The organism is Amycolatopsis tucumanensis, assembly GCF_021654135.1.
GTDB classification, from domain to species: Bacteria; Actinomycetota; Actinomycetes; order Mycobacteriales; family Pseudonocardiaceae; genus Amycolatopsis_E; species Amycolatopsis_E tucumanensis.
Window position 1 is genome coordinate 87,990 of the sequence record NZ_JAKGSD010000020.1, and the last position, 25,578, is coordinate 113,567.

Here is a 25,578-nt window from a genome sequence, read left to right on the forward strand (position 1 = left end):
GTGTTCGCCGGACGCAACGTGCTCGTCGCCGGCGCCGGGGTCACCGGCAAATCGGCGGTGCGGGCCCTGACCGAGCGTGGCGCCCGGGTCACGGTCACCGACGGCAACGCCGAGCGGCTGGCCGAGCTGGACGGCCTGGGCGCCGAACTGGCCCCGGGCCTCACCGAACCGCCCGCGGGCACCGACCTCGTGGTCACCAGCCCCGGATGGCGCCCGACCGCGCCGCTGCTGGTCGCCTCGGCCGCCGCCGGCATCGAGGTGATCGGCGACGTCGAGCTGGCCTGGCGCGCCTCGCGGGACCTGCCGAACCCGGCCACCTGGCTCGCGGTCACCGGCACCAACGGCAAGACCACCACGGTCGGCATGCTGGAGTCGATGCTGCGTGCCGGCGGGGTGCACGCGCTGGCCTGCGGCAACATCGGCCTGCCGGTGCTGGACGCGGTGTTCGAAGGCTACGAGGCGCTGGCGGTGGAGCTGTCCAGCTTCCAGCTGCACTGGTCCTCGACGCTGGCCCCGCACGCCTCGGTGGTGCTCAACCTCGCCGAGGACCACCTGGACTGGCACGGCACGATGGAGTCCTACGCCGCCGCGAAGGGCACCATCCACGCCCACTCGAACGTCGTCGTGCACAACGCCGACGACCCGTGGTCGGTGCGGCTGGCCGGCGAGTACGCCCCCGCCGGGGCGAAGCGCGTCGGGTTCCGGCTGGACACCCCGCGGCCGGGCGAGCTGGGCCTGGTCGAGGACCTGCTGATCGACCGCGCCTACGGCCCGGACCCGCAGCACTCCGCCGACGAGCTGATCTCGGTGAGCGAGGTGCGCCCGGCCGGCCCGCACAACCTCGCCAACGCCCTCGCCGCGGCCGCGCTGGCCCGCGCCTACGGCATCGACCCCGCCGGGGTCGCCAAGGGCCTGCGCGAGTTCCAGCCGGGTGCGCACCGCGCCGTCGAGGTGGGCGAGTTCGGCGGGGTCCGCTACGTCAACGACTCCAAGGCCACCAACCCGCACGCTGCCGCCGGGTCCCTGCTCGCGCACTCCAGCGTGGTGTGGATCGCGGGCGGGCAGCTCAAGGGCGCCGCGGTCGACGAGCTGGTCGAGGTGGTCGCCGGACGGCTGCGCGGGGTCGTGCTGATGGGCGCCGACGCCCCGGTGATCGCGGCCGCTCTCGCGCGACACGCGCCGGATGTCCCCGTCCACCGGGTCGCCTCGGGTGACGATGGGGCCATGAACGAGGCGGTCTCGGTGGCCAGCGACCTGGCCCGGCCCGGTGACGTGGTGCTGCTGGCGCCCGCCGGGGCGTCCCTGGACATGTTCCGCAACTACGCCCATCGGGGTGACGCCTTCGCCGACGCGGTCCTGGCCCGTGCGACGGGGTCTGCCGATGACGGTCGTTGAGGACAAGGAGCAGGACAGCGCGCCGCGCAGACGGGACCGGGGCGACCGGCAGAGCCCGGCGCGCGCCACGTTCACCGCGCTGACCGCGTGGCTGTCGCGCCCGCTGGCCGACTTCCACCTGGTGCTGGCGCTGACCGGCCTGCTGACGTCGATCGGCATCGTGATGGTGCTGTCGGCGTCCTCGGTGGCCTCGGTCGACCCGGACACCGGCTCCGGCGTGTACGCGCTGTTCAAGAAGCACCTGATCTTCGTGCTCACCGGGTCGGTCGTGTTCTGGGTGGCGCTGCGGATGCCGCTGAAGCGGACCCGCGCGCTGTCCTCGATGGCCGTGCTGGTGTGCCTGGTGATGCTGGCGCTGGTGCTGACGCCGCTCGGTTCGGCCGGCGGCGGCGCCCAGCGGTGGTTCGTGGTGGGCGGATTCTCGGTGCAGCCGGTCGAGTTCACCAAGGTCGCCTTCGCCCTGTGGGGCGCGCACGTGCTGGTCACCAAGTACCACGTGCTGCACCAGTGGCGGCACCTGATGGTGCCGGTGGTGCCGGTCGCGCTGCTGATGTTCGCGCTGGTCATGGCGCAGCCCAACCTGTCCGGCACGATCACGCTCGGCGTGGTGCTGATGTCGCTGCTGTGGTTCGCCGGCGCGCCCAAGCGGCTGTTCGCGGTGATCCTCGCCGGCGGCATCGCCGGTGCGGTGGTGCTGGCGCTGACCGCGTCCTACCGCATGTCGCGGGTCATGTCGTTCCTGTCGCCCGGCTCGGACACCAGCGGCGCCGCCTACCAGGCCACGCAGGCCAAGTACGCGCTGGCCGACGGCGGTCTGTTCGGCAAGGGCCTCGGGCAGGGGCCGTCGAAGTGGTCCTACCTGCCCAACGTGCAGAACGACTTCATCTTCGCGGTGATCGGCGAGGAACTCGGGTTCATCGGCTGCATCGTGGTCATCGGCCTGTTCGTCGGGCTCGCGATCGTGGGCCTCCGCATCGCCATGCGTAACCTGGACCCGTGGATCCGGATCACCGCCGGCACGCTGACGGTGTTCACGGTGTCGCAGGCCGGGATCAACATCGGCTACGTGGTCGGGCTGCTGCCCGTCACCGGCGTGACGCTGCCGCTGATCTCGGCGGGCGGCACGTCGATCTGGGTCACCATGTTCCTGATGGGCCTGCTGGCCAACGCCGCACGGCACGAGCCGGAGTCGGTGGCGGCGCTGCGGTCGCAGGGGCCGGGCAAGTTCGGCCGTCTCCTGCGCCTGCCCGCCCCCGAGGTCTACCGGCCGCCGGCGCGGCGGCGGGGGAGCGGCCGTCCGGCACCCCGCGGTGACCGGCCCTCGGCCCGCGGGGCACGATCGGCGCAGGCGCCCGAGCGCCGGCGGTCGACGCCGGCCAGACGGGGAAGTTCAGTGCGGAGAGGGACGTAGGAGCAAGTGAGCAAGGCGGTTACCGGCGTGGCTCCCACCGTGGTGGTGGCGGGCGGCGGCACGGCCGGACACATCGAACCCGCGCTGGCGCTGGCCGACGCCGTGCGGCGGCTGCGGCCGGACGCCACGGTGGTCGCACTCGGCACGTCCCGCGGGCTGGAGAACAAGCTGGTCCCGGCGCGCGGCTACCCGCTGGAGCTGATCCCGCCGGTGCCGCTGCCGCGCAAGCCGACCACCGATCTGCTGCGGCTGCCGCTGAAGATCCGGGACTCGGTGAAGCAGACGCGCGAGGTGCTGGACCGGGTCGGCGCGGACGTCGTGGTCGGGTTCGGTGGCTACGTGTCGCTGCCGGCGTACTTCGCCGCGCGCGGCCGGGTGCCGATCGTGGTGCACGAGGCAAACCAGTCGCCGGGCCTGGCGAACCGGGTCGGCGCGCGCTTCGCGAAGCGGGTCGCGGTCGCGGTGCCGGGCACGCCGCTGCCGGGCGCCGAGGTCGTCGGCATCCCGCTGCGGCGGTCGATCACCTCGCTGGACCGGGCGGCGCTGCGGGCCGAGGCCCGCGCGCACTTCGGGCTCGACCCGGACGCGCCGACGCTGCTGGTGTTCGGCGGTTCGCAGGGCGCCCAGTCGATCAACAACGCGGTGTCCGGCGCGGCCAAGGAGCTGGCCGAGGCCGGGATCGGCGTGCTGCACGCGCACGGGCCGAAGAACAGCCTGGTGGTGCAGGAGTTCCCGGGCCGCCCGCCGTACGTGCCGGTGCCCTACCTGGAGCGGATGGACCTGGCCTACGCCGCGGCCGACGTGGTGCTGTGCCGGTCCGGCGCGATGACCGCGGCCGAGGTGTCCGCGGTCGGGCTGCCCGCGGTGTTCGTGCCGCTGCCGCACGGCAACGGCGAGCAGGCGATCAACGCCAGGCCCGCGGTGGACGCCGGCGCGGCGCTGCTGGTGCCCGACGCCGACCTGACCCCGGCGAAGGTGGCCGAGCTGGTCGTCCCGCTGGTCACCGACGCCGCCCGGGTCGCGGAGATGAGCTCGGCGGCGGTCGGGCTCGGCCACCGCGAGGCCGACGAGGTGCTGGCGCGGATCGTCCTGGAGGTGTGCGGAAAGTGAGCGACGTTCCCGCCGAGCTGAGCCGGGCCCACCTGATCGGGATCGGCGGCGCCGGCATGAGCGGCATCGCGCGGATCCTGCTGGCGCGCGGCGCCCGCGTGTCCGGCTCGGACGCGAAGGACTCCCGGGCGTTCCTGACGCTGCGCGCGCAGGGCGCCGAGATCGGCATCGGGCAGCGCCCGGAGAACCTGGACGCGCTGCCCGGCGGCCCGTCCGCGGTGGTCGTGTCGACGGCCATCAAGGAGAGCAACCCGGAGCTGGTGGCCGCCCGCGAGCGCGGCATCCCGGTGCTGCACCGCGCCCAGGCGCTGGCGCTGCTGATGGCCGGGCACCGGGTCGCCTGCATCGCGGGCACGCACGGCAAGACCTCGACCACGTCGATGCTCACCGTCGCGTTGCAGCACTGCCGGCTGGACCCGTCGTTCGCGATCGGCGGCGACCTCAACGAGTCCGGCGCGAACGCCCACCACGGCGAGGGCGGGCTGTTCGTCGCCGAGGCCGACGAGAGCGACGGGTCGTTCCTGAGCTACTCGCCGTCGGTGGCGGTGGTGACCAACGTCGAGCCGGACCACCTGGACCACCACGGCACCGCCGAGGCCTACACCGCCGTCTTCACGCAGTTCACCCGACGCATCGAGCCGGGCGGCCTGCTGGTCGTGTGCGCCGACGACGAGGCCGCGAACGCGCTGGGCGACCACGCGGCGGCCGCGGGCGTGCGGGTGCGCCGCTACGGCCGGTCGGTGACGGACCCCGGCGACGCGAAGGTGCTGGACTACCGGCCCGCCGACGGCGGCGGGGTCATCCGGATCGCGCTGGACGGCGCCGAGACCGATGTGCGGGTCGCGGTGCCGGGCGAGCACATGGCCTTCAACGCCGTGGCCGCGCTGCTGGCCGGGCTGGAGCTGGGCGCGCCGCTGGACGGGCTGGCCGAGGGGCTGGCCGCGTTCGGCGGGGTGCGGCGCCGGTTCGAGTTCAAGGGCCGCGCGGGCGACGTGCGGGTCTACGACGACTACGCCCACCACCCCACGGAGGTCGCGGCGCAGCTGCGCGCGGTGCGGCACGCCGCCGGGAACGGTCGCGTGGTCGTGGTGTTCCAGCCGCACCTGTACTCGCGCACGAAGCTGTTCGCCGCGGAGTTCGCCGAGGCGCTTGGGCTGGCCGACGAGGTCGTGCTGCTGGACGTCTACGGCGCGCGGGAGGAGCCGGAGCCGGGCGTCAGCGGCGCGCTGATCGCGGAGCAGATCACCGGCGCCGGGGTGCACTACGAGCCGGCGTTCGACCGGGCCGTGGCGCTGGCCGCGGACCTCGTCAAGCCCGGCGACCTGCTGGTGACCATGGGGGCGGGCGACGTGACGCAGCTGGGGCCGGAGATCCTGGCGGAGCTGGACCGGCGGGCCGGGGGCTAGGTGGCGACGCGAGCGCGGAGCGAGGAGCGCAGCAGGCCGTCCACGCGGCGGTCGTCGTCGGCGGTGCGCAGCCGCCGGGGACGGCGCCCGCTGACGGCGCGGCGGCGCACCGGCACGGGCGTCTCGCGGCGCCGCGCGCTGCGACGCCGCTGGGTGGCGCTGCTGACCGTGCTGACGGTGGCCGGGCTCGCCTACGTCGTGTTGTTCACGTCGCTGCTGGGCGTCCGGTCGGTGGAGGTGCACGGCGCGAACAGCGTGCCGGGGGACCAGATCCTGGCCGCCGCCGCGGTGCCCGACCTGAAGCCGATGCTGTTGCTGGACACCGGCGAGATCGCCGCCCGCGTGACGGCGATCCCCGGGGTGGCCACTGTGGACGTCTCCAGGTCGTGGCCGTCCACTGTGGACATCACGGTGACGGAGCGGACGCCGATCGGCTTCACCGCGGCGGCCGACGGGTTCCACCTGGTCGATTCCGGCGGCCTGGACTACAAGACGGTGCAGAACAAGCCGGACGGCCTGCCGGAGGTGCAGGTGGCGGCGGTGGCCCCGGACGACCCGGTGACGCATTCGGTGGTGGCGGTGCTCGCGACCGTGCCGCAGCCGCTGAAGGGGCAGATCACGGTCGTGCGGGCCAAAACCCCGGGCGGCGTGGAGTTCACGCTGGCCAGCGGCAAGACGGTCCGCTGGGGGAACGCGGAGAAGGCGGAGCGCAAGGCGCAGGTGCTGAACGTGCTGCTGACCCGCGAGGGGCAGGTCTACGACGTCGCGAGCCCCGAGCTGCCGACCGTCTCCTGAGGACGGAGACGCGGTCGCACATCGCCGAGGACGTGCGACCGCGGGCCACCGCGTTGCGGGGGCTCAGTCGAGCGCCGCGTCCAGCGTGATCGTCGTGCCGGCCAGCGCCTTCGACACCGGGCAGGTCTGCTCGGCCGTCTTCGCCAGCTCGGCGAACTTCGCCGCGTCCACGCCGGGGACGGTGGCGCGCAGGGTGATCGCGATGCCGCTGATCTCGAAGCCGCCGCCCGCGGCCGGGCCGAGCGTGACCTCGGCGCTCACGTCGATGGACTCGGCGCGCAGGTTCTGCGACTCCAGCACGCCGGACAGGTTCATCGCCAGGCACGACGAGTGCGCGGCGGCGATGAGCTCCTCCGGGCTGGTCTGACCCTCCGGGTTGCCGGCGCGGGTCGGGAACGACACGTCGAACTGGCCCGCGTTCGACGAGTCGAGCGTGACGTGGCCCTTGCCGTTCTGCAGGCCGCCTTCCCAGTGGGTGGTGGCGTCGCGACTGGGCATGGTGTTCCCCTTCCATCGGTGTGAAGATCCTTCCGCCATCGAACATAGCGTGCAATTTAATTGCGCGCAACACATCCATTGTGGAAGGCTGTGGGTCATGATCAGAACGGAGCCCGCCTTCGACGGCGGCGAGCGCGAGCAACTCGGCGCGTTCCTGGACTTCCTGCGCGAGGCCGTCGTGCTCAAGTGCGCGGGCCTGACCGACGAGCAGGCCCGCCGCAGCCTCGTGCCGAGCCAGCTGACCACGATCGCCGGCCTGGTGAGCCACCTGACCTATGTGGAGCACCACTGGTTCGAGGTGGTCCTCGCCGGCCGTCCCAGCCGGTGGGACGAGAAGCTGGCCGCCGACCGCGACGCGGACTTCCGCGAGGCGCTCACGATCCCGCTGGCGGACCTGGTGGACGCCTACCGCGCGCAGTGCGCGGTCAGCCGCGAGATCGCCGCCGGGATGGCGCCGGAGACCCTCGTGTCCTTCCGGGACGGCTCGATCAACCTGCGTTACGTGCTGATCCACATGGTGGAGGAGACCGGGCGGCACGCCGGGCACCTGGACCTGCTGCGTGAGCTGACCGACGGCCGGACCGGCGAATGACGCGTCCGGCGCGGTGATTTTGCAACGCCACGGCCGACACGCGGCGTGGCTACTGGATTCCGGTTCGCCGGATCCCTACCTTCGGCGGACGGAGCGGGGAGTTGACATAACTCTGAACCTTGAGTTTAGGTTGAGGGTTTTTCGCTCCCGGTGAGCGGTACGAGGAATTCACGATAGGAAGGCGGACCCGATGACGCCCCCGCACAACTACCTCGCGGTGATCAAGGTCGTCGGCATCGGCGGAGGCGGCGTGAACGCCGTCAACCGCATGATCGAGGTCGGCCTCAAGGGTGTCGAGTTCATCGCGATCAACACGGACGCGCAGGCGCTGCTGATGTCCGACGCCGATGTCAAGCTCGACATCGGCCGCGAGCTGACCCGCGGCCTTGGCGCCGGCGCCAACCCCGAGGTGGGGCACAAGGCCGCCGAGGACCACCGCGAGGAGATCGAGGAGGTGCTCAAGGGCGCCGACATGGTCTTCGTGACCGCGGGCGAGGGCGGTGGCACCGGCACCGGCGGCGCGCCGGTGGTCGCCTCGATCGCGCGCAAGCTCGGCGCGCTCACGATCGGCGTGGTGACCCGGCCGTTCACCTTCGAGGGCAAGCGCCGCGGCAAGCAGGCCGAGGACGGGATCCAGGCGCTGCGCAACGAGTGCGACACCCTCATCGTCATCCCCAACGACCGGCTGCTGCAGCTCGGCGACATCGGCGTCAGCCTGATGGACGCGTTCCGCTCCGCCGACGAGGTCCTGCTCTCCGGTGTCCAGGGCATCACCGATTTGATCACCACGCCGGGTCTGATCAACCTGGACTTCGCCGACGTGAAGAGCGTGATGTCCGGCGCGGGCAGCGCGCTGATGGGCATCGGCTCCGCCCGCGGCGAGGGCCGCGCGGTGCAGGCCGCGGAGAAGGCGATCAACTCGCCGCTGCTGGAGGCCTCGATGGAGGGCGCGCACGGCGCGCTGCTGTCCATCGCGGGCGGCTCCGACCTCGGCCTGTTCGAGATCAACGAGGCCGCCTCGCTGGTGCAGGAGGCCGCGCACCCCGAGGCGAACATCATCTTCGGGACGATCATCGACGACTCCCTCGGCGACGAGGTGCGCGTGACGGTGATCGCGGCCGGGTTCGACTCCGGCTCGCCCACCCACAAGAAGCTCGAGCCACCCGCGGTGGGCACCCGCTCGACGACGGCCTCCGCCGAGGCCGGGCAGGTCCGCCAGCCGGCGCCCGCGGCGTCGGCGCAGCCCCCGGCGCCGCCGGCGGGTGGCGGCTTCCCGGTGACGCCGCCGCGGACGCCGCCGTCGGGCACCAACTACGGCACGCCGCCCAGCGGGCTTCCGCAGGCCGGTGGCGGCAGCCGCAGCTACCCGGCGCCGCGCACGAGCACCAGCCAGGGCAGCCTGCCCAGCCGGGCGGTCCCGGTGACCGACGACCCGTCCGACGACGACGTGGACGTCCCGCCGTTCATGCGGCGCTGACCCCGCGCCGGGCCTGACCCGCGGTCAGGCCCGGTGGTGCTGTTCGAGTTCGTCGATGGCGCGGGACAGCGTCCAGCGTTCGTCCTCGGACAGCTCCCACGGCAGGTGGTCCCGCAGCGCGGCGTCGAGCCGCTCGGCGACCACGACCTCCAGGATGTCCGGCACCCCGGCGCCCATCAGCAGCTCGGTCAGCGGCACCGACCAGTGGGGGTGCGGGAACCGCGCCGCGTGGCGGCTCGCCCGCGCCGCCTGCCAGATCCGCCGCGTCGCCTCGGGTCCGTCGAACCGGACGGCGTCCTGCAGCAGCCGGCACCAGCCGAGGTCGGAGACCTCCATCGCCCCGCTGAACTCAGCCCACAGGTCGGCCTCGCCGATCTCGCGGAACAACACCAGCGCTCCGGCGCGGTCGCCCGCCGCGTAGCGCGCGTCGGCCTCGTCGAGCTTCGCCTTGAGCCGCCCGCTCGCGGTCGTGCCGTGCTCGGCGAGGTACTCCTCGTGGTCGCGGGCGAGGTGGGCGACGTCCGGCACCCGGAGGGTGACGTCCCACAGGCCCTCCGCCTCCTCTTCCGGGACGCCGTGCTCCAGCGCTTCCTCCAGCAGGGCGATCGCGCGGTCGTTGTGCTCGTCCATCTCGTCGGGCCCGAGGAACTCGATGTCGTCCAGGTGCCCGTAGGCCCCGGCGAGCGCGAACGCGCCCCGCACCGCGGGATCCACCTCGTCCAGGCGCTCGTCCACGGCTTCCGCGATCCGGGTCCACTTCTCCCGGCCGGGCGGGGTGAACAGCGCGGCCAGCTCCGGCGGCAGCTGCCCGGAGGTGGCCAGTGCGCGGAGGCTCGGGGGCACGGGTGGCATGTCCATGGCGGTGAGACCGGCCGAGCACCGCGTCCGGTTCCCAGTAGGCTCAGGGGAAACCAGGCGAGTGGAGGTAGTGGGACTTGCGCATCCGTCGGGTGGTCACGACCAGGGCGGGTGGCGTTTCGGCGCCGCCGTACGACACGTTCAACCTCGGCGACCACGTCGGTGACGACCCGGCCGCGGTCGAGGCCAACCGCAAGCGGCTCGGCACCGAGCTGGGTGTGGAGCGGGTGGCCTGGATGGAGCAAGTGCACGGCCGCACGGTCACCGTCGTCGACGGCAGCGAGACCGCGCCCGCCGAGGCCACCGACGCGCTCGTGACGAAGACCCCCGGCCTGCCCGTCGCCGTGCTCGTCGCGGACTGCGTGCCGGTGCTGCTGGGCGACCCGGAGACCGGCGTGGTGGCCGCGGTGCACGCCGGACGTGTCGGCGCGCGCGTCGGGGTGCTGCCCGCCGCGCTCGAGGCGATGGTCGAGGCCGGCGCCGAGATGGGCCGCATCGAGGTGCTGCTCGGCCCGGCGATCTGCGGCGAGTGCTACGAGGTGCCCGCCGAGATGGCCGCCGACGTGGACAAGCACCTGCCCGGCAGCGCGACCCGCACCCGCGCCGGCAAGCCGGGGCTGGACCTGCGCGCCGGGCTGTGGCGCCAGCTCGCCGAGGCCGGCGTCGGCAAGGTCGGCGTCGATCCGCGCTGCACGGCCGAGGACCCGACCCTGTTCAGCTACCGGCGCGACGGCACCACCGGTCGCATCGCCGCGCTGACCTGGGCCGAGCCGGAATGAGCGACGAGCAGCGCCGGGAGGAGATCGCCAAGGCCCTCGAAGCCGTGGAGGCGCGCGTCGCCGACGCGTGCGCGGCGGCCGGGCGGCCGCGCGGCGAGGTGCGCCTGCTCGCCGTCACCAAGACCTTCCCCGCGACCGACGCGGCCCTGCTCACCGACCTCGGCCAGACCGACCTCGCGGAGAACCGCGACCAGGAGGCCGGCGCGAAGGCGGCCGAGGTGCGCGAGCTGCGGCCGGACGCGCGGCCGCGGTGGCACATGATCGGGCGGCTGCAGCGCAACAAGGCGCGGTCGGTGGTGCGCTGGGCCGACGAGGTCCAGTCCGTCGACTCGGTGCGGCTCGCCGACGCGCTCGCCAAGGCGCTGCGCAACGCGCACGAGGCGGGGGAGCGGTCCGGTCCGCTGGACGTCCTGATCCAGGCCAGCCTCGACGACGATCCGTCACGAGGCGGCTGTCCGCTCCCTCAGCTGGGTGAGCTGGCCGATCACATCGCCGGGCTGGACGGGCTGCGGCTGCGCGGGCTGATGGCGGTCGCGCCGCTGGGCGCCGACCCCGCCCGGGCCTTCGCGCGCCTGGCCGCCGCGGCCGCTGACCTCCGCCGGAGCCACCCGGACGCGGTCGAGTTGTCCGCGGGGATGAGCGGTGATCTTGAACCCGCCATCGCGCACGGTTCGACATGTGTGCGTGTCGGAACCGCGTTGCTCGGCGCCCGCGGTCTAGCCTCGCCGTAGCGAGATCACCCGGAAGTGAGCGATCGCGTCCGGGTAGTCAGGTGAGGGAGCGGCTAGGGAGAGGCATGAGCGCGCTGCAGAAGCTGAAGGCCTACTTCGGCATGATCCCGGCCGACAGTGACGGTTACGACGGCTACGACTCCTACGAGGCCGCCGACCGGTACGACGACGACTACCGCCGCGACTACGCGGACGAAGCCTACGACGGCTTCGACGAGGAGCCGCCGCCGCGTGCCCGCCGACGGTACCGCGACGGTTCCGACTACGACGAGGAGGGCCCGCTCCGCACGCGGCCGCGGTCGCCGGAGCCGCCGGTGCACGGCGCGCTCGCGGTCGAGCGGCAGCCGGAGCCGGTGGCGCGGCTGCGCCCGGTGCCGGAGCCGGCCAGGGCGTCGGCGCCGCGGGACGCGCTCGGGCGGATCACCACGCTGCACCCGACGAGCTACGTCGAGGCGCGGGGGATCGGCGAGGCCTACCGCGAGGGCATCCCGGTGATCATCAACCTGACCCAGATGGAGAACGCGGACGCCAAGCGGCTCGTGGACTTCGCGGCCGGGCTGGCGTTCGCGCTGCGCGGCTCGATGGACAAGATCACCAACAAGGTGTTCCTCCTCTCGCCGCCGGACGTGGAGGTGACCGCGGAGGAGCGCCGCCGGATCGCCGAGGGCGGGTTGTTCCTCCGTCACTGAGCGCGATCGCCGGTTCCCGGAAATGGGGTGGAACCGTGTGATGGCACAACTACAGGTCGTAACAATTTAGGCCGAACGGGTGAAACCGTTGGCTAAATCACAGTTCGATTACGTGACCCGGGCACACCGGGCGTTCCGGGTGCTCCCGGGGTCACGGCGATGTGGCAGAGTGGTGTTCGTGGATGCGGTCCGGCTAGTCCTCTACTACGTGCTGTTCGTCTTTTGGCTGCTGCTCACAGCGCGTGTCGTGGTGGAGCTCGTGCGAGCCTTCGCACGGGATTGGCGCCCCGCGGGCGGGGTTGCGGTGACGCTGGAGACCATCTACACAGTGACCGATCCTCCGGTCCGCGTGGTGCGGAGGATCATTCCGATGGTTCGCATTGGCGGCGTCGGACTGGACTTATCGATTATGGTGCTGCTGTTGGTTGTGTTCATACTGATGCAACTGGCGCTTCCTGGGTGACTTCGGGGGAACCCAGGTGTCGGAGCAGGCCATGGAGTGCGTGAGGTGATCTGATGTCGTTGACCCCCGCTGACGTGCATAACGTTGCGTTCAGCAAGCCACCCATCGGCAAGCGGGGCTACAACGAGGACGAGGTGGACGCGTTCCTCGACCTGGTGGAGACCGAGCTCGCGCGGCTCATCGAGGACAACAACGAGCTGCGCCAGCAGGTCGAGCAGCTCGACGCCGAGCTCGAAGGCACCCGTGCCGACCTCGAAGCCGCCCGCGCCGGTGCCGGCCCGCAGGAGCGCCGCCTGGCGCCCGTGCCGCCGCCCTCGGCCGCCGAGCAGACCCAGGCCCACCCGATGTCGGACGGCGGCGAGCCGAACGTGCAGGCGGCGAAGGTCCTCGGCCTGGCCCAGGAGATGGCCGACCGGCTGACCGCCGAGGCCAAGACCGAGTCCGACGGCATGCTCGCCGAGGCTCGCGCGAAGTCCGAGCAGCTGCTCTCCGACGCCCGCACCAAGGCCGACTCGATGGTCAACGAGGCGCGCACGCGAGCGGAGAACATGCTCAACGACGCCCGCACCCGTGCCGAGACGCTGGAGCGGCAGGCGCGCGACAAGGCGACGACCATGGAGCGCGAGGCTCAGCGCAAGTACACCGAGACCATGAACACGATGAACAGCGAGAAGACCGCGCTGGGCAAGAAGATCGAGGAACTGCGCACCATCGAGCGGGAGTACCGCACCCGGCTGCGCGGGTTCCTGGAGTCCCAGCTGCGCGAACTCGACGACCGCGGCTCCGCCGCGCCCGCGTCGGCGTCCTCGAACTCGGGACAGGCCGGCGCCGGATCGGGCAGCGGCCAGGGCTACTCGTTCGGTCCGCGGGCCGAGGCGGGCTGAGCTTCCCGGTGACGGTTCCGGCACTCCGCGTGGGAGGGTCGGAACCGTTCCGGGCGTGGTTCGTGTTGTAATTCAGCGTGCTCTTCATCGTTCTGGTCCTGGTTCTGGCCGCGCTGGGGTTGCTGATCGCGGCCCTGATCACGGCGAACTCGCTGTGGGCGTGGATCTCGATCGGCCTGTCGGTCGCCGCCGGGCTGCTGCTGGTGGTCGACTTCGTGCGGCGCCGGGTGGCCCGCCGCCGTGCGTCCGCGGTGGCGGAGCCTGCCGAGGAGCCAGGGGACGAACCCGCCGTCGCCGCGTCGGCGGACGACGACGAGCCGTCGGCGCCGGAAGCCACGGCGGTGGCGAAGCCGGCGGACGAGCCTGCCCCGGAGAGCCCGGCCGCCGAGGTCGAGGACGCGCCGGCGGACCAGACGGCGCTGATCCCCACGGCCGGTGAGCTCGTCGGCACGGCCGAGGAGGGCGAGCCGGGCGAGGAGCCGACGGACCCGGCGGACGCGAAGATCGTGGACGAGCTGGACGTCGAGGTCGTGGTCGTGGACGAGCACCCGCGATACCACCTGACTGACTGCGGCTGGCTCGCCGACCGGGACACCATCCCGATCTCGGTGAAGGAAGCCCGGGACCTCGGCTTCACACCGTGCGCGCGTTGCGCCCCGGACGCCCATCTGGCCGAGGCGCACCGCGCGAAGGCCTGAGTCGTCGCCGGGCTGCGTGCTCGCGGTACGTGGTCTCGGTGAGGGGAGCCGGGGATCTTGGCCTGAGGGCGGTCGCAAGGGTGTGCGGTGTGCTCGGCGGTACGTGGTCTCGGTGAAGGAAGCCCGGGACCTCGGCTTCACGCCGTGCGCGCGATGCGCCCCGGACGCCCATCTGGCCGAGGCGCACCGCGCGAAGGCCTGAAGCGCCGCCGGGCTGCGTGCTTGGCGATACGCGGTCTCGGTGAAGGAAGCCCGGGACCTCGGCTTCACACCGTGCGCGCGTTGCGCCCCGGATGCCCATCTGGCCGAGGCGCACCGCGCGAAGGCCTGAGTCGGTCCAAGGCACTGCGCTGCTGATTCCCACCCGGAGGCGCGTGCCCTCATGCCATCCGCACGCCGAGTAGCTCGGCGAGCGCGTCCGCCCCGGTGGGGGTGAGCCGGAGCGCTCGGTGGCCCGGCCGGCGCCTCGTCACCCAGTCCCGCTCGAGGAACCGCTCCGCGAGCGCCGCGCCCAGTGCGCCCGCCAGGTGGTGCCGCTGTTCCGACCAGTCCAGGCAGAACCTCAGCAACGGCCGCCGCCCGCGGCACGCGTCGACGGCGGCCAGGTCGAGCCCGAGCGGGGCCAGCACCTCCGCCGCCGCCGGGCCGACGGCGTACGGGTGCTCGCTCAGGGGCTGCGACAGCCGGTCGCCCGGTCGCCGGGCCGTGCCGCGGACGCCGTCCGCCGCGCCCAGCGCCCCGCGCTCCACCAACGCGGCCGTGACCTCGACACCGAGCCGCCCGGCCAGGTGGTCGTAACAGGTCCGCGCGAACCGCAGCGCCTGCGCCCGGGTACCCGACCGCAGCGACGTCACCGGCCAGGCGGGGGAGAAGCGCGCGAGCGTTTCGAGGATCTCGACGGCATCCGGTCGCAGCCGGTAGAAGCGGTGCCGCGCGGACCGCTCCACCTCGACGAGCCCCGCCGCCCGCAGCTTCGCCAGGTGCGCGCTGACCCCGGGCGCGGACAACCCGGCCTCCACCGCGAGCACGGACGCCGCGAGAGCCCGCCCGTCGGCGAGCGCCGTCAGCACCCGCACGCGGGCCGGATCCGCGAACAGCGCCGCGGTGCGTGCGATGTCGACGTCGCCTCCGCTCATGGACCCAGCATGCCGCGGGAACACTTCCGCCGCCGCCGAAGTGTCCCGACGCGCCCGATGATCCTTTGTGGACTCGGCGTCCGGTGGCGAGATCTCGCGGTCGACGGGTATCGGATTACTACTTGGCTGTCGGAAAAGCAGTCCGGTCATGGTCCACTATGGATGGCCGTCCGGGCCTTGCGGACCGTCGGGTAGGCGTTCAGACTGGCCCACCACGCACATTCGCCGGTGTCGCCTCTTTCTTCTGTCGCAACCGGAAAACACGGACAAACAGGGTGATTTCATGGCCCGGCACCTCATGGGCCGACGCGACGAGCACGCTGCCGCCCAGTACGCCGACCCCGGCCTCGTGCGCGGCTACGCCGCGGCCTACGAGTCGGGGCGCGCCACCCGGTACTTCCAGTCGCGGCTGCACCTGGTCGACGAGGCGCTGCGGCCGGCTTCCGGCGCGCTGCTGGACGTGGGGTGCGGGCCGGGGATGCTCGTGCGCCACCTGCTCGACACCAGGCCGGCCGGCTTCCGGATCACCGCCTGCGACCGGTCGGCCGCGATGATCGAAGCCGTGGCCGAGCGCGCCGGCGCCGACGACGTCGAACTCGCCGTCGCCCGGATCGAGGACATGCCGTTCCCCGACGGCGCGTTCGACGTGGTCGTGGCCATGGGCGTGCTGGAGTACGCGCGCGCCCGGGACGGCGTGCGCGAACTGGCCCGGGTCCTGCGGCCGGGCGGGCTGGCCGTGGTGACCATGCTCAACCCGCTGAGTCCCTACCGGCTCGTCGAATGGTGCCTGTACTGGCCGTTCCTCCGGTTGCTCGGGAAGGTGGAGCGGCTGGCCGGCGTTCCGCCGGGGAAGCGGCACACCGTGCCCAAGAGCGGCATCCGCGCGCTTCCGGCTGCCCGGCTGCGCCGCATGCTCCGCGGCGCCGGGCTCGAGCCCGCGGACCCGGTGTACTTCGACGTGACGCCGTTCGTGCCGCCCCTGGACAAGGTGTTCCGCCGGTGGCGGCGGGAATGGCGCGGCCACCTGGACCGGACGGTCAGCCGCGGGCCCGGCCGGTGGCTGGGCACCGGATACCTGGTCACCGCCCGGCGATCCGGGCGCGCGCCGGCGGGCGGGACCGCGTCGGCGACCGCACGGCGAGTCTGACCGGGCGTGCCGGCCGGGGATGAGCAGCCGCGCCGGTCCGCCGCGACACTTCCAGCCCGGTGGAAGCGAATCCGCGGTCTGCTGGACCCATGCCCGACCGCCGCGCCACCGTCCTGTTCACCCAGTGCGCCGGGATGTTCCTGGTGCAGCTCGACGTCACCGTGGTCAACGTCGCGCTGCCGGACATCGGCGCCGCCGTCGGCGCGGGCGTGCCCGCGCTGCAGTGGGTCGTCGACGGCTACACCGTCGCGCTCGCCGCGCTGCTGCTGACCGGCGGGGCGCTCGCGGACGTACTCGGCCCCCGCCGGGTCGTGCTCGCCGGGCTGGGGATCTTCGGCGCGGCCTCCGCGGGGTGCGCCCTCGCACCCGGCAGCGCCGCCCTGGTCGCCGCGCGCGTCGCGCAGGGAGCCGGGGCCGCGCTGCTGCTCCCCGGGACCCTGGCGGTGATCACCCGCGCCTTCCCCGGCCGCCGGGAACAGGCCAGGGCGCTCGGCGTCTGGGCCGGGGTCTCCGCGCTGGCCCTGGCCGCGGGCCCGCTGCTGGGCGGCCTGCTCGTCACCGCCACCGGCTGGCGCTCGCTGTTCTGGATCAACGTGCCGCTGACCGCCCTCGCGGCCGCAGGGACCCTCCGCGTCCCTGCCGGCCCGCCTGCCGCCGGGCGCGTGGACGTCGCGGGCACCGTCACCGGGGCCACCGCCCTCGCCGCGCTGGTCTACGCGGTCATCCAGTCCAGCGTGCCCGCCGCGGTCCTCGGCGTGGCCGCCGCCGTGGCGTTCCTGGCCGCCGAACGCCGCAGCCCCGCCCCGATGCTGCCGCTGACCCTGCTGCGCTCGCGCACCTTCGCCGCGGCCAACCTCGTCGCCGGCGCGATGAACTTCGCCGGCCTCGGCACGATCCTGCTCGCCACGCTCTACCTGCAGGGCGTCCACCACGCGACCCCGCCGGCCGCGGCACTGGCGATGCTGCCCGGGTTCCTGCCGCTGTCGCTGCTCGCGCCGGTCACCGGGCGGCTCACCGCGCGCTTCGGCCCGCGCCCGGTGATGATCGCCGGGCTGCTCACCGGCTCGGCCGGGCTGCTCGGCCTGCTGCGGGTCACCGCGACCAGCACGATCACCGGCGCGTTCCTGCCCGCGTTCGCCCTGGTCGGCGTGGGGCTGGGCCTGCTCACCGCGGCCGTCGTCGCCGCGGCCGTCGGCGGCGTCCCGGCGGACCGGGCCGGCATCGCCAGCGGCGTCAACAACACCGCGCGGCAGGCCTGCGGCGCGCTCGGCATCGCCACGTTCGGCGCGATCGCGGGCAGCCCCGCCCGGCCGGCCGCGTTCGTGCACGGGCTGCACGCCGCGGCCGTCCTCGGCGCCGCGCTGTGGCTGGCCGCCGCCGTGCTCACCGCCGCCGCGGTCGGCCGACCCTGAGCGAAACCCGGTTGCGACAGGCGGCTAACCTGGAAGGACACGGCGTCGATCCGGCCATCACCGGGGAGCCTCCGGAAGAACGGGACCAGGTGGTCCTCAGTAGAACCGGACGGGTACGGCCCGTCACAGCCGTCAACGAAGAGGCCCGCTCGGTGAGCGGGCAAACGGGGTGGTACCGCGGAAGCGGCGCTCAGGTGGCGCCTTTTCGTCCCCGTGCTGGATCCCCAGCGGATCCGCCACGAGAGCGACGAGCACCCGCGAGGAGCGCACCGATGTACCCGAAGGCTCAGCTCGGCGACGGGCCGGCAGGCCAGGTCCCGTCCCAGCCGTCCTTCCCGGCGCTGGAGACCAGCGTGCTGGCCTACTGGGAGTCCGACCGGACCTTCCAGGCCACCATCGACGCGCGCGAACCGGGGACGAACGGCAGCAACGAGTACGTCTTCTACGACGGCCCGCCGTTCGCCAACGGCCTGCCGCACTACGGCCACCTCCTGACCGGTTACGTCAAGGACATCGTGCCGCGGTACCAGACCATGCGCGGCCGCCGCGTCGAGCGCCGCTTCGGCTGGGACACCCACGGCCTGCCCGCGGAGCTGGAGGCCGAGCGGCAGCTCGGGATCACCGACAAGTCGCAGATCGACGAGATGGGCATCGCCGCGTTCAACGAGGCGTGCCGCGAGTCCGTCCTGCGCTACACGAACGAGTGGCGCGAGTACGTCACCCGCCAGGCCCGCTGGGTCGACTTCGACCACGACTACAAGACGCTCGACGTCACCTTCATGGAGTCGGTGATCTGGGCGTTCAAGCAGCTGTGGGACAAGGGCCTGGTCTACGAGGGCTACCGCGTGCTGCCCTACTGCTGGCGCGACGAGACGCCGCTGTCCAACCACGAGCTGCGGATGGACGACGACACCTACGCCAACCGCCAGGACCCGGCGCTGACCGTCGGGTTCCGCGCCGAGGGCAACGGCACCGATCTGGACGGCGCCTACCTGCTGATCTGGACCACCACGCCGTGGACCCTGCCGTCCAACCAGGCGGTCGCGGTGCACCCGGACGTGGACTACGTCGTGGTCGAGCAGGACGGGAAGCGGTTCCTGCTCGCCGAGCCGCGCGTCGCCGCCTACGCCAAGGAACTCGGCGAGGAGCCGGCCGTGGTGGCCCGGTACCGGGGCGCCGACCTGGCCGGCGTGAAGTACGCGCCGCCGTTCCCGTACTTCCTCGGCAACGAGAACTCGCACCAGGTGCTGCTGGCCGACTTCGTCACCACCGACGACGGCACCGGCATCGTGCACATGGCCCCGGCCTACGGTGAGGACGACAAGGCCGCCGGCGACGCCGCGGGCATCACCCCGGTCACCCCGGTCGACGCGCACGGCCGCTTCGACTCGACCGTGCCGGACTACGAGGGCCAGCAGGTCTTCGACGCCAACCCGGACATCATCAAGGACCTCAAGTACGGCACCGGATCCGCCGCCCGGCAGGGCGCGATCCTGCTGCGGCACGAGACCTACGAGCACTCCTACCCGCACTGCTGGCGCTGCCGGAACCCGCTGATCTACCGGGCGGTGTCGTCGTGGTTCGTCAAGGTGACCGCGTTCAAGGACCGCATGGTCGAGCTGAACCAGCAGATCACCTGGTACCCCGAGCACGTCAAGGACGGCCAGTTCGGCAAGTGGCTGGAGAACGCGCGCGACTGGTCGATCTCGCGCAACCGCTACTGGGGCACGCCGATCCCGGTGTGGATGTCGGACGACCCGGCCTACCCGCGGGTGGACGTGTACGGCTCGCTGGACGAGCTGGAGCGCGACTTCGGCGTGCGGCCCACCGACCTGCACCGCCCGCACATCGACCAGCTGACCCGGCCCAACCCGGACGACCCGACCGGGAAGTCCACCATGCGCCGGGTGCCCGAGGTACTGGACGTGTGGTTCGACTCGGGTTCGATGCCCTACGCCCAGGTGCACTACCCGTTCGAGAACGCCGAGTGGTTCGAGCACCACTACCCGGGCGACTTCATCGTCGAGTACATCGGGCAGACGCGCGGCTGGTTCTACACGCTGCACGTGCTCGCGACGGCGCTGTTCGACCGGCCGTCGTTCCGCACCTGCGTCTCGCACGGCATCGTGCTCGGCTCCGACGGGCAGAAGATGTCGAAGTCGCTGCGCAACTACCCGGACGTCAACGAGGTGTTCGACCGGGACGGCTCCGACGCGATGCGCTGGTACCTGATGGCCAGCCCGATCCTGCGCGGCGGCAACCTGATCGTCACCGAGAAGGGCATCCGGGACGCGGTGCGCCAGGCCGTGCTGCCGCTGTGGAACTCCTACTACTTCCTCGCGCTCTACGCCAACGCCGAGGGCGTGGAGGGTCAGTGGCGCACCGACTCCACGCACGTGCTGGACCGCTACATCCTGGCCAAGACCGGCGAGCTGGTCACCGACGTGCAGTCCGCTTTGGACACCTGCGACGTCGCGGGCGCCTGCGCCACCACGCGCGACTTCCTGGAAGTGCTGACGAACTGGTACGTGCGCCGGTCGCGCGAGCGGTTCTGGGCCGGTGACAAGGACGCGATCGACACCCTGCACACCGTGCTGGAGGTCGTGTCGCGGACGATGGCGCCGCTGCTGCCGCTGACCACCGAGGTGGTGTGGCGCGGGCTCACCGGCGGCCGGTCGGTGCACCTGCAGGACTGGCCGCTGGTCGACGAGCTGCCCGCCGACGCCGCGCTGGTGACGGCGATGGACCGGGTCCGGCAGGTGTGCTCGTCGGCGCTGTCGCTGCGCAAGGCGAACAAGCTGCGCGTGCGGCTGCCGCTGGCGAAGATGCTCATCGCCGCCGATGACGCGGAGGCGCTGGCGGACTTCACCGACATCATCGCCGACGAGGTCAACGTCAAGTCGGTCGAGCTGAGCACGGACGTCGCCGCGCACGGCCGGTTCGAGGTCGCGGTCAACGCCCGCGCCGCCGGGCCGCGCCTGGGCCGGGACGTGCAGAAGGTGATCAAGGCCGTCAAGGCGGGCGACTGGACCACCTCGCCGTCCGGCGCCGTGGTGGCCGCCGGCATCGAACTGGCCGAGGGCGAGTACGAGCGGCGTCTGGTCGCCAAGGACGAGGGCGCCACCGCGGAGCTGCCCGGCGGCTCCGGCCTGGTGCAGCTGGACACCGCGGTGACCCCGGAGCTGGCCGCCGAGGGCGTGGCGCGCGACCTGGTCCGCGTCGTGCAGCAGGCGCGCCGCGACGCCGGGCTCGACGTGGCCGACCGGATCGCGCTGACCGTGGACGCGCCGGAGGACGTGGTCGCCGCGGCCAAGGCGCACGAGGAGTTCGTGGCGGGCGAAACCCTGGCGAACTCGGTGTCCTACGGGCACGTGGACGGCGGTTTCGGGGGCGCGGTCGGCGACGGTGACAAGATCACCGTGGCGGTAACGAAGGCCTCCTGATCACCGACAGACCGGAAAACACCAACAGGGGGTTTCGCCGGTGACTTGGCGCAGGTGGGTGCTGGCGGGTGGCGCGGCAGCGGTCGTCGCGATCGTCGTGGCGGCCGTTGTCGTCGTGTGGGGCGGGTCCTCGCCGGACAAACCCCAGGCCAGCGGCTCGGGCGCCGAGGACTCGGGCACGGTGGCTTCGCGATTCCTGCTCGCCTTCGCCGAGGGCGACGCCGACGCGGCGGCGGCGCTGACCGACGACCCGCGCGCGGCGAGCGTGCTGATCGCCGACGCTCGCCGCGGCCTGGCCCCGATGTCCGTTTCGGCGCGGCTGGGCCAGGTCACGCCCGCCGCCACCCGGGCCACCGCGACGTTCCAGGTGAGCTGGACGATCGCGGCCGGGCAGGTGTGGTCCTACGACAACAGCCTCGACCTGGTGGCCGCCGACGGCCGCTGGCTCGTGCACTGGAGCCCCGCGGTGGTGCACCCGAAGCTGCGCGCCGGACAGCAGCTGGCGGTGCGCACGCGCGCGGGCAAGAACGCCGTGGTCGACCGCAACGGCAGGCCCGTCCTGACCTGGCAGGCGGCGGGCACGCAGGTGGCGGAGCCGGGTGTGGCGCCGCTGCTGGCGCCCGCGTTGCAGCGGACGGTGTCCGCGCGGTCGCAGGGCGGCTGGTCGGTGGTCAGCACGGATGTCGACGGCGCGGTGCAGGAAACGCTGTTCGGCCAGGGCGACGTCGAGGTGGCGCCGCTGACCACGACCGTGAGCCTACCCACGCAGGCGGCGGCGCAGCGGGCGGTCGACTCGGCGGCGTACCCGGCGATGCTGGTGGCGATCCAGCCGTCGACCGGCGACCTGCTCGCGGTGGCCCAGAACGCGGCGGCCGGGGCCGAGCCGAAGGCGCTGAACGGCCTGTACGCGCCGGGGTCGACGTTCAAGATCGCCACCGCGGCGGCGTTGCTGGAGTCGGGCGCGGCCACCGCGGACACGATCGCGGCCTGCCCGGCCACCGCGCGCATCGGGCAGCGCACGATCCCCAACGACGATCAGTTCTCCTTCCCGCCGCTGCCGCTGCACTCGGCGTTCGCGCACTCGTGCAACACCACTTTCGCGCAGCTCGCGTCGACGCTGCCGCCGGACGCGCTGGCCGACGCGGCGAGCGGGTTCGGCCTCAACGCCGACTTCACCATCCCGGGCATCACCACCGAGGCGGGCAAGGTGGTCGCCACCTCCAGCGGCGCCGAGCAGGTGGAGTCCGCGATCGGGCAGGGCACCGTGCAGGCGAGCCCGTTCGGCCTGGCCCTGATGGCGGCCACCGTCGCGCGCGGCGACGAGGTGACGCCGCGGCTGTGGCAGGAGCTGGAGACGTCGGTGAACACCGGCTACCGGGCGCCGTCCCGGGACGTGATCGCGGCGCTGCGGACGATGATGCGCGAGGTCGTCACCGGCGGCACCGCGACCGGGCTGCGCGGCAACGGCGTCGTGTACGGCAAGACCGGCACGGCGCAGTTCGGCGACGGCAGCCAGGCGAACGGGTGGTTCGCCGGGTACCGCGACGACGTGGCGTTCGCGGTGCTGCTGCTCGGGTCGGACTCCTCCAAGCCGGCCGTCACCGTGTCCTCGGCCTTCCTCGGCGCGCTGGGCTGACGTTTCGGCCGCGGCCGACGTGTGCGGCTACTACCGTGGCCGGTGTGGAGACGATCGCGCTGGCCGAGGTGGCCGCGGTGCTCGCCGACCCGAGCCGGGCGGCGATGTGCCTCGCCCTGCTCGACGGGCGGGCGTGGACCGTCGGGGAGCTGGCCCGCACGGCGGGGATCGCGCCGTCGACGGCGAGCGAGCATGTCAGCCGCCTGAAGGAGGCGGGGTTCGTGGCGGGGGTGAAGCAGGGGCGGCACGCCTACGTGCGGATCGCCGACCCGCGGGTGGCCGAGCTGATCGAGCACCTGGCGCAGCACGCCGGGCACCGGTCCGCCTCGGGGCTGCGCGAGTCGCTGCGCGTGCGGCGGCTGGCGTTCGCGCGCACCTGCTACGACCACCTGGCCGGCACGGTGGGCGTCGCCCTGCGTGACGGCATGATCCGGACGGGACTGGTCTCCGACGGGGACGGCCTCGCGCTGACCGAGCGCGGTCGTTCGGTGCTCGGCGAGCTGGGGGTGACGATCCCCGCCGGGCGCCGCCCGTTGCTGCGGGCGTGCCTGGACTGGACCGAGCGCCGGGACCACCTGGGCGGTGCACTCCCCGCGGCGCTGTTCGCGCGCGGCGTGGAGGCGGGCTGGTTCGTGCGGCGGCCGGATCGGGCGGTGGTGGTGACCGAGGCGGCGGGGGAGCCGCTGGCGCTGCTGGGTGCGGAGCTGCCTGCCGATTGTCCTGGGGTGGCCTGAGGTTGGTGTGGCGGCCGAACCGGGTGGTGGTGACCGAGGCCGCGGGGGAGCCGCTGGCGCTGCTGGGCGCGGAGCTGCCTGCCCGATTGTCCTGGGGTGGCCTGAGGTTGGTGTGGCCCTGGCAGGGGCTGCGCCGTGAGGCAGGCCCCGCCGGCCACCGGCGCCCGCCGCTGGCCCGCCGTGTTCGCCCGACCTGGAGCGCATGCGGTGCAACCGGCGCCGCCCGGCCGCGCACTCCCGGCGGCGCTGTTCGCGCGCGGCGTGGAGGCGGGCTGGTTCGTGCGGCGGCCGGATCGGGCGGTGGTGGTGACCGAGGCGGCGGGGGAGCCGCTGGCGCTGCTGGGTGCGGAGCTGCCTGCTGATCGTCCTGGGGTGGCCTGAGGTTGGTGTGGCGGCCGGATTGGGTGGTGGTGGCCGAGGTCGTGGGGGCGCTGTCGGGTGCGGAGTCGCCGTTGGCCACCCTGGGGTCGCTGACGTTGGTGTGGCGGCCGGATCGGGCGGTGGTGGTGACCGAGGCGGCGGGGGAGCCGCTCGCGCTGCTGGGCGCGGAGCTGCCTGCTGATCGCCCTGGGGTCGCCTGACACCCGTGCGGGGGCTGCACTGGCCACTCGTCGTCATCGTGTGCGCACCTGCCGTCGAACGAACCCTTCCGCGATCTTGTTGCGGGATAAGAGAAAAGCGGCCGTGACATGCCGGAAGACCCCACCGGGGCGCGGTCCGGCTCCTCGGTTCCTTATCCTGAAGCCTGACAATCCGGGCAGGGGAGGTGCGGGTGGGCGAGCTGCCGGTCGTGCTGGGGCTGGGCTCGGCCGTCCTGCTCGCCGCCGTGCTCGCGGTCCGCTTCTCCACCCGCCTCGGCCTGCCGTCGCTGCTGCTCTACCTCGCGATCGGCGTGCTGCTCGGCGAAGCCGGGTTCGGCATCCAGTTCTCCGACCCGTTCCTCACCCAGGCGCTGGGCCTGGCCGCCCTCGTCATGATCCTCACCGAGGGCGGCCTGACCACCCGCTGGTCGGCGGTGAAACCCGCGCTGGGCCAGGGAGTGGCACTGTCCACAGTGGCGGTCGGGCTGAGCATCGCGATCACCGGCCCCGCCCTGCACTGGCTGCTCGGCCTGGACTGGCGGATGGCGCTGCTGTGGGGCGCGGTGCTGGCCTCCACCGACTCGGCCGCCGTGTTCTCCGTGCTGCGCGGCGTCGGCGTGCCCCGGCGGATCGTGGGGGCGCTGGAACTGGAGTCCGGCATCAACGACGCCCCCGCCTACATCGCGGTCGTCGTGCTGGCCGAGGGGACCCGGATCGACTGGTCGCTGCCGCTGCTGGTGGTCTACGAACTCGGCGCCGGCCTGGTGCTCGGGCTGCTGCTCGGGCTGGCCGGGGCGTGGGCGCTGCGCCGCGCCGCGCTGCCGGCCACCGGGCTCTATCCACTAGCGACGGTCGCGGTGTGCGTGGTGGCCTACTCGTCCGGGCAGCTGCTGCACGCCTCCGGCCTGCTCGCCACCTACGTCGCGGCGGTCGTGCTGGGCAATTCGCGGCTGCCGCACCGCTCGGACACGCTGTCCTTCGCCGAGGGGCTCGGCTGGCTCGCCCAGATCGGGTTGTTCGTGCTGCTGGGCCTGTTCGCCTCGCCCGAACGGCTGCTGGAGTCGATCGTGCCGGGCCTGATCGCGGCCGCGGTGGTGCTGGTGTTCGCGCGGCCGGTGTCGGTGCTCGTGTCGCAGCTGCCGTTCAAGGTGCCGCTGCGCGAGCAGGTGTTCCTGTCCTGGGCGGGGTTGCGCGGCGCGGTGCCGATCGTGCTCGCGATGATCCCGCTCTCCCAGGAGATGCCCGGCGCGCAACGGCTCGTGGACGCGGTGTTCGTGCTGGTGATCGTGCTCACCCTGGTGCAGGGCCTCACGCTCGGCCCGCTCGCGCGGGTGCTGCGGCTGAAGGCGGACACCGAGCCGAAGGAGATCGAGGTCGACGCCGCGCCGCTGGACGAGCTGCAGGCCGAGCTGCTCCAGGTCAAGATCCAGCACGGCTCGCGCCTGCACGGCGTGTACCTGTCGGAGCTGCGGCTGCCCGCCGGGGCGTCGCTGAGCCTGATCGTCCGCGACGGCCGCAGCTTCACCCCGCAGCGCACCGACCGGCTGCAGCGCGGCGACCAGATCCTGATCGTCAGCACCGAGTCCGCGCGGGAGGCGGCGGAGCGGCGCATCCGCGCGGTGGACCGGGCCGGGCCGCTGGCGCGCTGGAAGGGCGAGTCCGGCAACTGAGACCCGCTGGCGCGCGGCGGGGGCGATCGGCTA

The 25,578-nt window shown here is 73.2% G+C and carries 24 protein-coding genes; 21 read left to right on the forward strand and 3 right to left on the reverse strand.

Features of this window, described 5'->3' with window-relative positions; translation table 11 throughout:
* The 5 genes from murD to L2C96_RS20915 are packed head-to-tail and all read left to right on the forward strand — an operon-like array spanning window position 1 to window position 6,117.
* A complete protein-coding gene (gene murD / locus L2C96_RS20895) occupies window positions 1-1,395 on the forward strand; it encodes a UDP-N-acetylmuramoyl-L-alanine--D-glutamate ligase (protein WP_237337421.1) in 1,395 nt (464 codons plus the stop codon).
* On the forward strand, window positions 1,382-2,806 hold the full coding sequence (ftsW, locus tag L2C96_RS20900; RefSeq protein ID WP_237337422.1) for a putative lipid II flippase FtsW: 1,425 nt from the start codon (window positions 1,382-1,384) through the stop codon (window positions 2,804-2,806). Before murD ends, ftsW begins: the two co-directional genes overlap by 14 nt.
* Before the next feature lie 6 nt (window positions 2,807-2,812).
* Window positions 2,813-3,916 (forward strand): undecaprenyldiphospho-muramoylpentapeptide beta-N-acetylglucosaminyltransferase, encoded by a 1,104-nt coding sequence (gene murG / locus L2C96_RS20905; protein ID WP_020423144.1) that lies wholly within the window; start codon window positions 2,813-2,815, stop codon window positions 3,914-3,916.
* On the forward strand, window positions 3,913-5,322 hold the full coding sequence (gene murC / locus L2C96_RS20910; RefSeq protein WP_020423145.1) for a UDP-N-acetylmuramate--L-alanine ligase: 1,410 nt from the start codon (window positions 3,913-3,915) through the stop codon (window positions 5,320-5,322). The genes murG and murC overlap by 4 nt, the downstream gene beginning before the upstream one ends.
* Window positions 5,323-6,117 (forward strand): cell division protein FtsQ/DivIB, encoded by a 795-nt coding sequence (locus L2C96_RS20915; RefSeq protein WP_237337423.1) that lies wholly within the window; start codon window positions 5,323-5,325, stop codon window positions 6,115-6,117.
* 63 nt (window positions 6,118-6,180) lie between these two features.
* Here L2C96_RS20915 and L2C96_RS20920 read toward each other — a convergent pair whose 3' ends face one another.
* Window positions 6,181-6,615, reverse strand: a complete 435-nt coding sequence (locus tag L2C96_RS20920) for an OsmC family peroxiredoxin (RefSeq protein WP_237337424.1) — start codon at window positions 6,613-6,615, stop codon at window positions 6,181-6,183.
* 97 nt (window positions 6,616-6,712) lie between these two features.
* Between L2C96_RS20920 and L2C96_RS20925 the strand changes: the two genes are divergently transcribed.
* Window positions 6,713-7,207, forward strand: coding sequence for a DinB family protein (locus L2C96_RS20925; protein ID WP_237337425.1), 495 nt, complete (start codon window positions 6,713-6,715; stop codon window positions 7,205-7,207).
* A 190-nt stretch (window positions 7,208-7,397) separates the two neighbouring features.
* On the forward strand, window positions 7,398-8,684 hold the full coding sequence (gene ftsZ, locus L2C96_RS20930; protein ID WP_237337426.1) for a cell division protein FtsZ: 1,287 nt from the start codon (window positions 7,398-7,400) through the stop codon (window positions 8,682-8,684).
* Window positions 8,685-8,708: 24 nt separating this feature from the next.
* Here the strand turns inward: ftsZ and L2C96_RS20935 are convergent, their stop codons facing one another.
* Window positions 8,709-9,536 (reverse strand): hypothetical protein, encoded by an 828-nt coding sequence (locus L2C96_RS20935; protein ID WP_237337427.1) that lies wholly within the window; start codon window positions 9,534-9,536, stop codon window positions 8,709-8,711.
* Window positions 9,537-9,619: 83 nt separating this feature from the next.
* Between L2C96_RS20935 and pgeF the strand changes: the two genes are divergently transcribed.
* The 6 genes from pgeF (at window position 9,620) to L2C96_RS20965 (ending at window position 13,786) form a co-directional block, all read left to right on the forward strand.
* Window positions 9,620-10,321: a peptidoglycan editing factor PgeF gene (gene pgeF / locus L2C96_RS20940; RefSeq protein ID WP_027930871.1), complete on the forward strand. Its 702-nt coding sequence runs from the start codon at window positions 9,620-9,622 to the stop codon at window positions 10,319-10,321.
* Window positions 10,318-11,052 carry a YggS family pyridoxal phosphate-dependent enzyme gene (locus L2C96_RS20945; protein ID WP_237337428.1) on the forward strand — a complete coding sequence of 245 codons (735 nt, stop codon included), beginning with the start codon at window positions 10,318-10,320 and terminating at the stop codon, window positions 11,050-11,052. Before pgeF ends, L2C96_RS20945 begins: the two co-directional genes overlap by 4 nt.
* Before the next feature lie 65 nt (window positions 11,053-11,117).
* Window positions 11,118-11,741, forward strand: a complete 624-nt coding sequence (locus L2C96_RS20950) for a cell division protein SepF (RefSeq protein WP_020423153.1) — start codon at window positions 11,118-11,120, stop codon at window positions 11,739-11,741.
* A 178-nt stretch (window positions 11,742-11,919) separates the two neighbouring features.
* Complete coding sequence (locus L2C96_RS20955; RefSeq protein ID WP_026153057.1) at window positions 11,920-12,204, forward strand: YggT family protein; 285 nt, start codon at window positions 11,920-11,922, stop codon at window positions 12,202-12,204.
* A 53-nt stretch (window positions 12,205-12,257) separates the two neighbouring features.
* Entirely contained in the window at window positions 12,258-13,088 is an 831-nt protein-coding gene (wag31, locus tag L2C96_RS20960; RefSeq protein WP_020423154.1) for a DivIVA-like cell division protein Wag31, read from the forward strand.
* A gap of 77 nt (window positions 13,089-13,165) precedes the next feature.
* Window positions 13,166-13,786 (forward strand): hypothetical protein, encoded by a 621-nt coding sequence (locus L2C96_RS20965; RefSeq protein WP_237337429.1) that lies wholly within the window; start codon window positions 13,166-13,168, stop codon window positions 13,784-13,786.
* Window positions 13,787-14,166: 380 nt separating this feature from the next.
* Here L2C96_RS20965 and L2C96_RS20970 read toward each other — a convergent pair whose 3' ends face one another.
* On the reverse strand, window positions 14,167-14,922 hold the full coding sequence (locus L2C96_RS20970; protein ID WP_237337430.1) for an ArsR/SmtB family transcription factor: 756 nt from the start codon (window positions 14,920-14,922) through the stop codon (window positions 14,167-14,169).
* A 283-nt stretch (window positions 14,923-15,205) separates the two neighbouring features.
* Between L2C96_RS20970 and L2C96_RS20975 the strand changes: the two genes are divergently transcribed.
* The 8 genes from L2C96_RS20975 (at window position 15,206) to L2C96_RS21010 (ending at window position 25,545) form a co-directional block, all read left to right on the forward strand.
* Complete coding sequence (locus L2C96_RS20975) at window positions 15,206-16,069, forward strand: class I SAM-dependent methyltransferase (RefSeq protein WP_237337431.1); 864 nt, start codon at window positions 15,206-15,208, stop codon at window positions 16,067-16,069.
* Window positions 16,070-16,158: 89 nt separating this feature from the next.
* Complete coding sequence (locus L2C96_RS20980) at window positions 16,159-17,481, forward strand: MFS transporter (protein WP_237337432.1); 1,323 nt, start codon at window positions 16,159-16,161, stop codon at window positions 17,479-17,481.
* Between the two features lie 272 nt (window positions 17,482-17,753).
* On the forward strand, window positions 17,754-20,924 hold the full coding sequence (ileS, locus tag L2C96_RS20985; RefSeq protein WP_237337433.1) for an isoleucine--tRNA ligase: 3,171 nt from the start codon (window positions 17,754-17,756) through the stop codon (window positions 20,922-20,924).
* A gap of 58 nt (window positions 20,925-20,982) precedes the next feature.
* On the forward strand, window positions 20,983-22,560 hold the full coding sequence (locus tag L2C96_RS20990) for a penicillin-binding transpeptidase domain-containing protein (RefSeq protein WP_237337455.1): 1,578 nt from the start codon (window positions 20,983-20,985) through the stop codon (window positions 22,558-22,560).
* Between the two features lie 44 nt (window positions 22,561-22,604).
* Window positions 22,605-23,294 (forward strand): ArsR/SmtB family transcription factor, encoded by a 690-nt coding sequence (locus tag L2C96_RS20995; protein ID WP_237337434.1) that lies wholly within the window; start codon window positions 22,605-22,607, stop codon window positions 23,292-23,294.
* A gap of 207 nt (window positions 23,295-23,501) precedes the next feature.
* Window positions 23,502-23,675, forward strand: a complete 174-nt coding sequence (locus L2C96_RS21000; protein WP_237337435.1) for a hypothetical protein — start codon at window positions 23,502-23,504, stop codon at window positions 23,673-23,675.
* 5 nt (window positions 23,676-23,680) lie between these two features.
* On the forward strand, window positions 23,681-23,875 hold the full coding sequence (locus L2C96_RS21005; protein ID WP_237337436.1) for a hypothetical protein: 195 nt from the start codon (window positions 23,681-23,683) through the stop codon (window positions 23,873-23,875).
* Window positions 23,876-24,066: 191 nt separating this feature from the next.
* Window positions 24,067-25,545 (forward strand): potassium/proton antiporter, encoded by a 1,479-nt coding sequence (locus L2C96_RS21010; RefSeq protein ID WP_237337437.1) that lies wholly within the window; start codon window positions 24,067-24,069, stop codon window positions 25,543-25,545.
* The last annotated feature ends 33 nt before the right edge of the window (window positions 25,546-25,578 follow it).